A 12,069-nucleotide genomic window follows, 5' to 3' on the forward strand; every position below is an offset into this window, starting at 1 on the left:
GTTCGCCCTGCCGTTGCAGTCATTGAAGGTGGATAGCATCCCCGGCGGGCTGTTGACAAGCCGGGTGCGGACTGGCCCGGGCCGGATGAAGGGCCGTGCGCAAGCGATGCGGGGCAGATGCGTAACGTTTCCAGCCCCCCCTGCGTCCCGGCGCGGGGTGTCCTTTCTCGACCGCTTGCGGAAGCAGGCCCGGTGGCTATATTGAACACGCACGCTGCGCACGCCGCACTTCGCGGCACGGCGCACGGCAAGCACCGTGGAGCACAGATGTCCAACGCCATGAATTTCGCCTTCATGCGGGAAGAACCCGCACCGCCCAACGGGCGGCGTGTCGCCATCATCGGCGCGGGGCCTTCGGGCCTTGCCGCCGCCGGATATCTGGGGTGCCTTGGCTACCAGGTGGAGGTCTACGACAAGCTGCCCAAGCCCGGCGGCCTGATGCTGTTCGGCATCCCCGGCCACCGCATTCCGGCCGACCGCATTCAGCGCGGGGTGTTCATCCTGTCGCGCAAGTTCGGGGTCAATTTTCACAACAAGACCAAGATCTGTTGCAGCGCCCCCCTGCACGAGGAGGAGGGCGACCACTTCTCGTGCGACATCCGGGGGCTGGGCGAACTGGTGGAGGATCACGACGCCGTGATCATCTGCAGCGGCGCGTGGAAGTCGCGCAAGCTCGGCATTCCCGGCGAGCACCTGAAGGGCGTGTACTCCGGCCTGGAATTCCTGTTCCCCATCCGCGCGGTGAAGTACGCCACCAGCAACGTTTCCGTGCCGCCGGTGGAAGGGCGCACCGTTGTGGTGATCGGGGCCGGGCATTCGGCCATGGATGTGGCCCACAGCGCGAAGGCCCTGGGGGCCAGGCGCGTGGTCATGGTCTACCGGCGCACCAAAAAGGACGCCCCGGCCGGCAGCTACGAGGTGGACCGGCTTATCGACGCGGGCTGCGAATGGCTGGAGCGGCGCACCCCGGTGCGGGTGGTGGCCGATGAAGCCGGAGAACACGCGGCCGCGCTGGAAATGACCGACGCCAACACCGGCGAGACCGAAGCGCTGCCCGCCGACGTCATCGTCACCGCCATCGGCGAAATTCCCACCCCGCCGTTTCAGAAGGAACTGGGGCTGGAAAACGTGCGCAAGGGCGAAGTGCGCTGGCTGCACATGACCAGTATAGAGAACGTCTTCGTGGCGGGCGACGTGCTGACCGGGCCCAGCAAGATCGGCAAGGCCGTGTACAGCGGGCTGCGGGCCGCGCGTTCGCTGACCAACTGGCTGGACCTGAAGGCGCAGCACCGCGAAAGCGAATACAACTACGACGCCGACGTCATCACGCGCCCCGGCGCATCCAACGAGCCGAGGTAGCGCGCCATGTCGGAATGCCAAGGCAGGGGCAAGACCCTGCACATCGACTACAGCAAGTGCATCGGCTGCGAAACGTGCGAGGCCGTGTGCGGCTTTCTGTACGATACGCCGCGCATCGCCATGGCCCGTACCAATGACGGCCAGATGATTCCCATCTACTGTCAGCACTGCGAGCAAGCCCACTGCATGAAGGTATGCAACCGTGGCGCGCTGATGCGCGACCGCGACGGAGCCGTGGTGCTGCAACCCATGCTCTGCCGGGGCTGCGAGACGCGCAACTGCGTCATCGCCTGCCCCTATGCCGCCTTTTTCGCCACCGACCGGGGCGTGGCCGTGCGCAAGTGCGACCTGTGCGTGGGGCGGCGCGCCGTGGGTCTTGGCCCCGCCTGCGCGGAAATGTGCCCTTGCGGGGCCATCCGCTTTGCCGACCGCGATGAACTGGACGAGCTGGAAACGGAAGCCTCGCGCGAGGCCCGCGACCGTGTGCTTGCGCACATCCGGCCCAAGAAGTAGCCAGCTCGAAAAAACGTGAAAAGCCAACGGCGGGGCGACCTTGCAAGAAGGTTGTCCCGCCGTTGCCGTTTTTGCTTGCGTTGTTCTTCTCTATCCAGCAGAGCGTTGGCATGAGGCTTTTGCCATGCGGGTTATGTGGTGGACATGGTGCCGTCGGGCGTAGCCCGTTCGGGGTGCAAACGGCAGCTCGACGTACCAGGACGCAAGCGGATGGTGGCGCATGTTATTCAAGTGGATGACTCTGGTGGCGCTGGGCGTCGGGATTCCCTGCTTTCTCGTCGGTGGGTACCTGAACGGACCCGCCGAGCTGAAGATTCTGGATTTCCTGCGGCAGGACTTCAGGGACAGCCAGCTCCGGAAGGCCTACCTCGCTGAATTTGCCTACGATCTGTACATTCCTTTGGAAGTGCGCCGTCAGTACTTCGTCTCCAACATGCTGATGGGAATTGCGCTGGTGTGTCTGGCCGTTCTGATGTTTCAGATCAACGACGTCATGGCGAAGGTGTTGGCCCCCGTGATGGGAAGCGGCGTTCTCGTGGGGATGTTCTGGGAAAGCCGGCGATACCTGAAAAGCACGCGGCCGCGCTGACGAGGTGTGGCGTCTGCTGGCAGGGCAGCGCACGGCGTTCGACAGGAAGAACATTGGCGGGAAGCACATCTGCGAACAGTACATCTGCCGGGCGCGGCGACTGTCGCGCAAAAAAGAAGGGGGCCGAAGCCCCCTTTCGTTTTGCAATCTGCACGCGCCGTGACTACGACTTCTCGCGCATGTCGATGACGCGCTTGGCCTTGCCCTCGGAGCGCTGGATGGAGCGCGGCTCCACCAGACGTACCTTGGCAGTGACGCCCAGGAATTCCTTGATGGTCTTCTGCAACCGGGCTTCGCGGCGCTGCAGGTTCTTGATCTCGTCCGAGAAGAATTCCTCGGAAACTTCCACCTGCACCTCGATGTTGTCCAGGTTGCCTTCGCGGGTCACCAGCAACTGGTAGTGCGGGGCCAGGCCCTCGGTTTCCATCAGGATGGATTCGATCTGCGAGGGGAACACGTTCACCCCGCGGATGATCAGCATGTCGTCGCTGCGGCCCGTCACGCGGCGCATGCGCACATGGGTGCGGCCGCAGGCGCAGGGGGTGTAGTCCAGCGAGGTGATGTCGCGGGTGCGGTAGCGCACCAGCGGGATGCCTTCCTTGGTCAGGGTGGTGATGACCAGTTCGCCGGTGGCGCCGGGGGGCAGCGATTCACCGCTCACCGGGTCGATGATTTCCGGCAGGAAGTGGTCTTCATAGATGTGCATGCCGCACTTGGCTTCCACGCATTCCATGGAGACGCCGGGGCCCATGATTTCGGACAGGCCATAGATGTTCAGGGCGTCGATGCCGAGTTTGGTCTCGATTTCCGCGCGCATTTCCTCGGTCCACGGTTCCGCGCCGAACACGCCGATGCGCAGGGGCAGTTCGCGCAGGTCGATGCCCGCTTCTTCCGCCGCTTCGTGCAGGTACAGGCTGTACGAGGGGGTACAGCAGATGACCGTGGCGCCAAAGTCGCGCAGCAGCAGCACCTGGCGCTTGGTGGCCCCGCCGGACACGGGAATGACCGTGGCCCCCAGGCGTTCCGCCCCGTAGTGCGCGCCAAGGCCCCCGGTGAACAGGCCGTACCCGTAGGCGTTGTGGATGAGGTCGCGGCGGGTCACCCCTGCGGCGGCCAGGCTGCGGGCCATCAGTTCGGCCCAGTTGTCCAGGTCGCGCTTGGTGTAGCCCACCACGGTGGCCTTGCCGGTGGTGCCGCTGGATGCGTGCAGCCGCACGATGGTGTCCTTGGGCACGGCGAACAGCCCGAAGGGATAGTTGTTGCGCAGGTCCTGCTTTTCGGTGAAGGGCAGCAGGGTAACGTCGGATAGCCGCTTGATGTCCGCCGGGGTAACCCCCGCCTCTTCGAACCGGCGGCGGTAGTGGGGCACGTTGGCGTAGACGCGCTCGCAGAGGTTCTTCAACCTGCGCAGTTGCAGCGCTTCCAGCTCCTCGCGCGGGAGCGTCTCGCGGTCGACGTCGAAAATCATGGGGGGCTCCTCTCGGGTTCACCGCAGGTGGCGCCGCGCGGCGCAATGGCGCGGGCGGCCCGTGCGTCACGTGTCGGGCAAGGCCAACTTGTGCCCCAACTGCCCGCATGTGGTCAAGGATGCCGGGGCGGTGCGGGCCGCCGCGGCCTTGCAGCCGCATTCACCTTTTGCCCGGAAGCGCGGTTCGTCCGGACACGGGGAGGGGGCGGCCCGTATGCATTTGCGGAGATGTAGCGAATGCGATAGATGGAATGTTTGGACAGTGAACCGGGCGGATGTCCCCGGATTTTCCGGCCCGCCCACGTTGCCCAGGCATGACATTTCGCAGGACCATCGCACCATGACCATACCGCAATCCCCCGCGCAGTCGCCCGATTTCGCCGCCTTCGCGCAGGCGGTGCGCGGCGCCCGCACCTGCCGCCGGTTTCGGGAAAGCGCTGCCGTGTCCCTTGCCATGCTGCAAGCGCTGGTGGACACGGCGCGGGTGTGCCCCAGCGGGGCAAACCGCCAGCCGCTGCGTTATGCCGCGTGCGTCGACCCCGTGCGCAATGCCGCCGTGTTTCCGCACCTGCGCTGGGCCGCCTACCTCAAGGACTGGGGCGGCCCGTTGCCCGGCGAACGCCCGGCGGCATACATCGCCGTGCTGTGCGACAAGAAGGGATCGCCCACGCCGGAAATAGACCTTGGCATCGCGGCGCAGACCATCCAGCTTGGGGCGCACGCGCTGGGCCTTGGCTGCTGCATGATCGGCGCGTTCGACCGCGACGGCGTGCGCGCGGCCCTGGGGCTGGACACGCCGGATTTTGCCGAATTGGACCTCGTGCTTGTGCTGGCGCTGGGCGTACCCGCCGAAACCCGCGTGCTGGACGCCGTGGGCGACGACGGCGACATCCGCTACCATCGCGACGCGGACGGCGCGCACCACGTGCCCAAACGAAGCCTGTCGTCGGTGCTGCTGCTGGCGCACGGCGGCGGGGACGTACTGACGGAATAGGGGCGGCCCCCCTGGTCCGGCGCATTGCCGGATGCCGGGACAGGCCGCGAACAGGACAAAACCGGCGGGCCATCCGCCGCCCGATATGAACACCACGGTCCGCGCCGCGCGCGGGCCGGACCACAGGACACCGCATGAAACCCATCGAAAAGAAGTTCAAGGACATCCCCACCGCCGAGAAGGTGGCCACCTTCGTCAACTGGCTGGAAGAAAAGAAGGGCCGCGACGTGCTGGCCCTGAATCTCGCGGGCATGAACGCCTTCGCCGAATCCATCATCATCGTCACCGCCGGCTCGGTGCGCCACGCGCAGGGCCTTGCCGACCACATCCTGGGCATGTGCGACGACGAGAAGATCGAATTCCTGCGCATGGAAGGCTACCAGGCCGGGCAGTGGATACTGCTCGACTGCAACGACGTGATCATCAACGTATTCCAGCCGCCGGTGCGCGAAATGTTCCGGCTGGAAAGCCTGTGGTCCGACGCGCCGGTGCTGCATGACGGGCGCGAACTGGCCCCGCCGGTGGAGGCCGCCACCACTTCGGCGGGCACCCACAGCGGCGTGCGCCGCATGGCGGGCAAGGTGGCTGGCGCACGCGCCGCCGCCGTGACCACCAAGCGCGCGGCCACGTCGTCCGCGAGCGCGGACGCCGAGGAAACCAAGCCCAAGCCGCGCACCCGCAAGCCTGCCGCGCCCAAGGGCGGAGCCGACCAGTGAGCAGGGCGGCCGCCGGGCAGACCCTGACCCCCACGGTGCTGCTTATCCTGGACGGCTGGGGCATCGCCCCGGCCGGGCCAGGCAACGCCGTGTCGCTGGCGCGCACGCCCAATCTCGACAAGCTTGTTGAGCTGCCCTCGCGCACCACGCTGGCCTGTTCCGGCCGCGATGTGGGCCTGCCCTCCGGGTTCATGGGCAACTCCGAAGTGGGCCACATGAACATCGGCGCGGGCCGGGTGGTCTATCAGGACCTGACCCGCATCGACATGGCCGTGGAAAACGGCGACCTCGCGCGCAACCCGGCGCTGTGCGGCCTGCTGGCCGCCATCGCGGCACGGGCCGGGAGGCTGCACCTGATGGGCCTGCTTTCCGACGGCGGCGTGCACAGCCACATCCGCCACCTGCGGCCCATCGTCGACGCCGCCAAGGCGCAAGGCGTGCCCGTGCTGGTGCATGCCTTTCTGGACGGGCGCGACACCTCGCCCACCAGCGGCGCGGGCTACGTGGCCGACCTTGAAGCCATCCTGCGCGACGCGGGCTGGGGGTGCATCGCCAGCCTGACCGGCCGCTACTACGCCATGGACCGCGACAAGCGCTACGAGCGCAACGCGCTGGCCTGGACTGCGCTCACTGGCGGCAAGGGCACGCTGGTTGATGCGGCGTCCATGCCGTGCGGCTCCCTTGCCGAGGCCGTGCGCGCGGCCTACGCGGCGGGCGAGACCGACGAGTTCGTCACCCCCCGCGTGGTGACGGAGGGCGGCGCGCCCGTGGGGCTGGTGGCCGACGGCGACGGCGTGTTCTTCTTCAATTTTCGGGCGGATCGCGCCCGGCAGCTCACCCGTGCCTTCATCGACCCGGCCTTTGACGGCTTCGACCGAGATGCCGACGGCGGGCGGCGGCCCGAACTTTCAGGCTTCGTGACCATGACCGGCTACGACGCCAGCTTCGCCGTGCCCGTGGCCTTCGCCAAGGACAACCTGGCCATGACCCTCGGCGAGGTGGTTTCCGGCCTCGGGCTGCGCCAACTGCGCATCGCGGAGACGGAAAAGTACGCCCACGTCACCTATTTTCTGAACTGCGGCCGCGAGGAACCCTTCCCCGGCGAGGAACGCCGCCTGGTGGCATCCCCGCGCGACGTGGCCACCTACGACCTCAAGCCCGCCATGAGCGCGGTGGAGGTCACCGACCTGCTGCTGGAGGAATGGCGACAGGGCGGGTACGGGCTGGTGGTGTGCAACCTGGCCAACTGCGACATGGTGGGGCACACCGGCATCATTCCCGCGGCCATCGCCGCCGTGGAGACCGTGGACGCCTGCGTGGGCCGCATCGCCGAGGCGGTGCTTGGCGCGGGCGGGCGGCTCATCGTCACGGCCGATCACGGCAATGCGGAGGAACTGCTGGACGGCGAGGGCAAGCCCCAGACCGCGCACACCACCAACCGGGTGCACTGCATCGTGGCCGAGCGCGATGCGTCGAATCCCGACGGCATGCGCACGCTGCGCCTGCGCGGCGACGGCAGGCTGGGCGACATCGCGCCCACCATCCTCGGCCTGTGGGGCGTGGACATGCCGGACCTGATGACCGGAACATCCCTGATCCTGCCTGAGACAGCAACACGTGATGACGGCGACACGGAGGCGGCATAGATGGCCGATGACAAGAGAAACGGGCAGGACGGCAAGAGCCGCAAGCCGCTGAACCCGGTGCGGCCCGACGGGCTGGAAGTGATCTTCTTCTACCCCTGCCCGCACTGCCGCCGCCAGGTGCCCCTGATCAGCCCCACGCAGCCCTCCATGGCCCAGTGCGATTCGTGCATGCAGCACTTTCCCATCGTGCCGGTGGACGAGCGCACCGTGCGCTTTCTGAAGGTGATGCTGGACAACGGGCGGGCGGCCATCGACCCCGATTTCGCGTAGCGTTCGGCTGGTTCGCGTGTCCTGCCGCCCCCTCCGGGCGGAGGGCAGGCAGGGCGAGCCGGTGCATGAAAAAAAACGTCCCCCGTTCGCGGCTGCGAGCGGGGGACGGCCTTTTTGAAAAACTCAGGTCCGGCGGGGGCTACGCGTTGGCGCGGCAGTGGGCAAAGGCCTCGGAAATGCGTTCCTTCACGTATTGCATGAAGTCTTCGTCGCCGTCTTCCAGGTTGAAGCAGCGGGCGTCGTTGCCGTTGAGGCCGGTGGGAATCCAGTCGCCTCGCTCCTCGGGGTCGGTCAGGGAATCGTCGTGAAAGCAGACCGACAGCCAGCGCGCTGCGGGGTCGTCGTCCACCACGTCCACCAGCACGGCCAGCTGGCGGGCAGCCCAGCCGGGGTAGGTGCCGCGCAGCGAATGGCTGACGCCGGGGCGGCTGACGAATTCCACCACGGCCCCTTCGTGGGCGTGCAGGTGGTCGCGCAGGGCAAGAAATACGGGCAGCACCCCCGTGGCGTCTTCACCGGCGGTCCATTCGGCGATGAAGGCGTTCGCGGCGGTTTCGGTGGCGGCATCGGCGTACATGGGCGTCTCCGTGGTTGTCGATTGCGGTGGCCGCGCGGGCCGGGCGTCTGCAAGCGCTTGCATATGCCTTTGCATGCAGGGGCTGTCAACACGGGCGGGAGACGAACGCGGAACCGGGGCAACGCATGCGGGCCGCATGGCCCCAAGAGAAGTCGCGCAATCGGCGGGGCCTGATGCGCGGCGGCTACGCCTTTCCGGCGGCGGGGGCTGGCACGGGCCGCAGGTCGTAGCGGCGGATCTGGGCCAGCGGAAAGAAGCGCAGGGTGCGGTCGGGCAGCAGCACCTGCAACGTGCCGTGCGGCGTGGGGGTGCAATCGAGGCAATCGTGCGTCACTTCCCCCCCGTCGATGAAGGCAACCTCAAGCCGCCACACCTGCGGCACACCCGCCTTGTGGCCGGAAAGCTCGTTCATGGCGTGTATCTCGCGCTCCATCAGCGCGCGCCACGCCGCCTTGACCAGCTTGCGGTTGTCCGGGGTGTCGTGCTCCCGGCACAGGCCCATCTTGAGGCTGTCGGGGGAAGGCACGAAGCCGTGCACCCAGCCGGTGGAGGCGTCCGCGCCGCAGGCAAGGCAGGGGATCATGGCGTGCGCCTCCTGACGTGGGGTGAAGGGCAGGGCGGCGGACGGCGCGCCCCGCTCACTGGCCTATACCGCCCCGGCCGCCGCTTGGAAAGATGCGTGCAGCCGGAAAACGAAACGCGGGAAGGGGATGCGTGCATTCCCTTCCCGCGAGCGGATTTTCCGGTCTTCGCGAGCTACTGGCCGCGCAGGTGGCGCACCGCGTTCTCGAACAGTACGGTGCCCAGCGTTGCAGGTTCTCCGCGCGTCCAGCCCGGATGGTTGGTGGGGTGGTTGAAGGCCTCGGGGTGGGGCATCAGGCCCAGAATGCGCCCGGTGGGGTCGGTAAGCCCTGCGATGCCCAGCGGCGAACCGTTGGGGTTCCACGGGTATTCCATGGTCACCGCGCCGGTTTCCGGGTGGGCGTACTGCAGGGTAACAAGGTTTTCGGCCACCAGGCGGCGCATCACCTCGTCGTCCAGGGGCACCAGCTTGCCCTCGCCGTGGCGCACGGGCACGTACAGGGTGTCGATGCCTTTAGTGAACACGCAGGGGCTCTGGGGGTTCACCTTTAGGGTCACCCAGCGGTCTTCGTAGCGGGCCGAATCGTTGTGCCCCAGCGAAACCTGGCGCTCGAAATACTTGCCGTCCAGCGCGGGCAGAAGACCCAGCTTCACCAGCAGCTGAAAGCCGTTGCAGATGCCGAGGGCCAGGCCGCCCCGGCCGATGAACTCCTTCAGCCGGTCCAGCAGCGACTGCCCGTCGGCGTCGGAAAGGTGCAGCCAGCGCTGCGCGGCGGCGTGGGCCGCGCCAAGGTCGTCCCCGTCCAGGAAGCCGCCGGGAAAGACGATGAAGTTGTAGTCCTCTATTCTGGTCCTGCGGGCCACGATGTCGGCGAAATGCACCACATCCGCCCGGTCGGCCCCGGCAAGGCGGGCCGCGTGGGCCGATTCCTCGTGCGAGTTCGTGCCGTAGCCGGTGATGACCAGCGTGTTCACCTGCGCCATGCGCTGCTCCTCGATGGTTTTCTTGGCAGTGTTGACTGCCTTGACAGGGGGATGTGCCTCGACTAGCTACTCGTCAGCGCTGCGCGCCGTGCACACGAAAGTGCGCGTTGGCCGTTGCGTCGGCCCGGCCGTCGTTCGCCTGCCTGGAGGCATGTTCGCCATGCCTGTGGGGACGCATGCCCGGATGGGGCCTGCCCGTCAAGAGATGTTTCCGGGGATGTTTCCGGAAAGGTTTCCGGAGCCTTGAACGACGCGGCGGAAACGGAGGGCGGTGCCCGAACCGTTTCCGCAGACGTGCCGTCCGGCGTTGCGGGCGGCGGGCGCACCCAGCGCACCCGTTCCGAAAACCCCGGCCAGCGTGCCGCGCGCGGCACGTAACGGTTGCCGCGCAACGGCCGTGCGGCATGCGGCGACATGTGCCGCAGTGCATCGCGCACACCGCTTTCGTGCGTTGGGGATAGCCGGGACCGTCGATATTACGTTCCAGTGGTACATCACGTCAACGGCTGACCTTCATGCCGAAAATGTGGCATAAGGTCCTGATGGCGTTTTTTTGCGTATCGCGTCAACCGAAGGGCGAGCGCTGTAACGGGCGTGCGGCAAGACCTGCGCGCCGCGAGCGAGAGCAACCAGTCACTCAGGCAGGAGTTTCATGAAGACCAAGTTCATATTCATCACCGGGGGCGTGCTGTCCTCGCTCGGCAAGGGGCTGGCCGCCGCCTCCATCGGAGCGCTGCTGAAGGCCCGTGGGCTCAAGGTAACCATCCAGAAGCTCGACCCCTACATCAACGTCGACCCCGGCACGATGAATCCGTTCCAGCACGGCGAAGTGTACGTCACCGATGACGGCGCGGAAACCGACCTCGACCTCGGGCATTACGAGCGGTACCTTGGCGAGTCGCTGTCGCAGAAGAACAACTACACCTCGGGGTCCATCTACCACCGCGTCATCACCAAGGAACGCCGGGGCGACTATCTGGGCGGCACCGTGCAGGTCATCCCGCACGTGACCGACGAAATCAAGAACGCCATCCTCAGCCTGGCCGAGGACGAGCCCGACGTGGCGCTGATCGAAATCGGCGGCACCGTGGGCGACATCGAGGGCCTGCCCTTTCTGGAAGCCATCCGCCAGTTGCGCGGGGACCTCGGCAAGGACCACTGCCTGTACGTCCACCTGACGCTGGTGCCCTACCTGAAGGCTGCGGGCGAGCACAAGACCAAGCCCACCCAGCACAGCGTGAAGGAACTGCGTTCCATCGGCATCCAGCCCGACATCATCCTGTGCCGTTGCGAAAAGGCCATCAGCGCAGAGCTCAAGCGCAAGATCGCCCTGTTCTGCGACGTGGACCAGGACGCCGTGTTCTCGTCGGTGGACGTGGACAACATTTACGAGGTGCCGCTGCGCTTCTACGAGGAAGGCTTCGACCAGAAGATCGCCATCATGCTGCGCCTGCCCGCCAAGAACGCCAATCTGGAGTCGTGGGAGACGCTTATCCACACCTGCTCGCACCCGGAAGGGCAGGTGACCATCGCCATCGTGGGCAAGTACGTGGACCTCAAGGAAGCGTACAAGAGTCTGCACGAGGCGCTGATCCACGGCGGCGTGGCCAACAAGGTCAAGGTGAACCTGCGCTACGTGAACTCCGAGGAGATCACCGAGGCCAACGTGGCCGAAAAGCTGGCCGGGTGCGACGGCATCCTGGTGCCGGGCGGTTTCGGGCATCGCGGCGTGGAGGGCAAGATCCGCTCCATCCGCCACGCCCGCGAACACAACATACCCTTCTTCGGCATCTGCCTTGGCATGCAGTGCGCGGTCATCGAGTACGCCCGCAACGTGCTGGGCCTGGCCGACGCCAATTCCGAGGAATTCAACGAACTTTCCGACAACAAGGTCATCTACCTGATGACCGAGTGGTACGACTTCCGCAAGGGGGCCGTGGAACGCCGCGACGCCTCCAGCGACAAGGGCGGAACCTTGCGTCTGGGCGCGTACCCCTGCGTGGTGGTGCCCGGCACCAAGGCGTGGGACGCCTACGGGGCGGAACGCGTGGACGAGCGCCATCGCCACCGCTTCGAGTTCAACAAGGCCTACTTCGAGGCCATGGCCGAAAAGGGCCTGGTGTTCAGCGGCCTTTCGCCCGACGGCGAACTGGTGGAAATCGTGGAGCTGCCTGACCACCCGTGGTTCCTGGGCTGCCAGTTCCACCCCGAGTTCAAGTCCAATCCCATGCAGCCGCACCCCCTGTTCCGCGAGTTCATCAAGGCGGCCAAGAAGGAAGCGGTGGGCGGCGGCAAGAAGAAATAACGCGCCGCATGCCGGGCACGCCACGCCTCTGGTTTCGATGCAACGCGCCTTCCCCGGCGGAAGGCG

General features: G+C 66.6%; 12 protein-coding genes. 8 read left to right on the forward strand and 4 right to left on the reverse strand.

The genetic code is table 11. The features are described 5' to 3' along the window. Positions 1–267: 267 nt before the first annotated feature. The 3 genes from RVX_RS07785 (at position 268) to RVX_RS07795 (ending at position 2,461) form a co-directional block, all read left to right on the forward strand. Positions 268–1,359, forward strand: coding sequence for an FAD-dependent oxidoreductase (locus RVX_RS07785; protein ID WP_116305416.1), 1,092 nt, complete (start codon positions 268–270; stop codon positions 1,357–1,359). A 6-nt stretch (positions 1,360–1,365) separates the two neighbouring features. After that, positions 1,366–1,872: a 4Fe-4S dicluster domain-containing protein gene (locus tag RVX_RS07790; protein WP_007521886.1), complete on the forward strand. Its 507-nt coding sequence runs from the start codon at positions 1,366–1,368 to the stop codon at positions 1,870–1,872. Between the two features lie 220 nt (positions 1,873–2,092). Beyond that, complete coding sequence (locus RVX_RS07795; protein ID WP_116305417.1) at positions 2,093–2,461, forward strand: hypothetical protein; 369 nt, start codon at positions 2,093–2,095, stop codon at positions 2,459–2,461. Between the two features lie 163 nt (positions 2,462–2,624). On the opposite strand, the gene RVX_RS07800 is transcribed toward RVX_RS07795, so the two are convergent. After that, positions 2,625–3,929 carry a phenylacetate--CoA ligase family protein gene (locus tag RVX_RS07800; protein ID WP_007521882.1) on the reverse strand — a complete coding sequence of 435 codons (1,305 nt, stop codon included), beginning with the start codon at positions 3,927–3,929 and terminating at the stop codon, positions 2,625–2,627. A gap of 340 nt (positions 3,930–4,269) precedes the next feature. On the opposite strand from RVX_RS07800, the gene RVX_RS07805 reads away from it, so the two are divergent. From RVX_RS07805 to RVX_RS07820, 4 genes are all read left to right on the forward strand, one after another. Next, the gene (locus RVX_RS07805; protein ID WP_230404474.1) at positions 4,270–4,923 is read left to right on the forward strand and encodes a nitroreductase family protein; all 654 of its coding nucleotides are present in this window, start codon (positions 4,270–4,272) and stop codon (positions 4,921–4,923) included. A 134-nt stretch (positions 4,924–5,057) separates the two neighbouring features. Next, entirely contained in the window at positions 5,058–5,639 is a 582-nt protein-coding gene (gene rsfS / locus RVX_RS07810; protein WP_116305419.1) for a ribosome silencing factor, read from the forward strand. Beyond that, complete coding sequence (gene gpmI / locus RVX_RS07815; RefSeq protein ID WP_116305420.1) at positions 5,636–7,285, forward strand: 2,3-bisphosphoglycerate-independent phosphoglycerate mutase; 1,650 nt, start codon at positions 5,636–5,638, stop codon at positions 7,283–7,285. The genes rsfS and gpmI overlap by 4 nt, the downstream gene beginning before the upstream one ends. Continuing rightward, positions 7,286–7,555, forward strand: a complete 270-nt coding sequence (locus RVX_RS07820) for a hypothetical protein (RefSeq protein WP_007521874.1) — start codon at positions 7,286–7,288, stop codon at positions 7,553–7,555. A 139-nt stretch (positions 7,556–7,694) separates the two neighbouring features. On the opposite strand, the gene RVX_RS07825 is transcribed toward RVX_RS07820, so the two are convergent. The 3 genes from RVX_RS07825 to RVX_RS07835 all read right to left on the reverse strand — a co-directional run bounded on the left by RVX_RS07825 (position 7,695) and on the right by RVX_RS07835 (position 9,698). Beyond that, positions 7,695–8,132: a hypothetical protein gene (locus tag RVX_RS07825; protein ID WP_230404475.1), complete on the reverse strand. Its 438-nt coding sequence runs from the start codon at positions 8,130–8,132 to the stop codon at positions 7,695–7,697. Positions 8,133–8,316: 184 nt separating this feature from the next. Then, positions 8,317–8,715, reverse strand: a complete 399-nt coding sequence (locus RVX_RS07830) for a hypothetical protein (RefSeq protein ID WP_116305422.1) — start codon at positions 8,713–8,715, stop codon at positions 8,317–8,319. A gap of 173 nt (positions 8,716–8,888) precedes the next feature. Further along, entirely contained in the window at positions 8,889–9,698 is an 810-nt protein-coding gene (locus RVX_RS07835; protein WP_116305423.1) for a phosphoribosylformylglycinamidine synthase subunit PurQ, read from the reverse strand. A gap of 652 nt (positions 9,699–10,350) precedes the next feature. Between RVX_RS07835 and RVX_RS07840 the strand changes: the two genes are divergently transcribed. Next, on the forward strand, positions 10,351–12,003 hold the full coding sequence (locus RVX_RS07840; protein WP_116305424.1) for a CTP synthase: 1,653 nt from the start codon (positions 10,351–10,353) through the stop codon (positions 12,001–12,003). Positions 12,004–12,069: the final 66 nt, after the last annotated feature.

Origin of the sequence: Nitratidesulfovibrio sp. HK-II (genome assembly GCF_003402415.2) — a bacterium.
Taxonomy (GTDB): domain Bacteria; phylum Desulfobacterota; class Desulfovibrionia; order Desulfovibrionales; family Desulfovibrionaceae; genus Cupidesulfovibrio.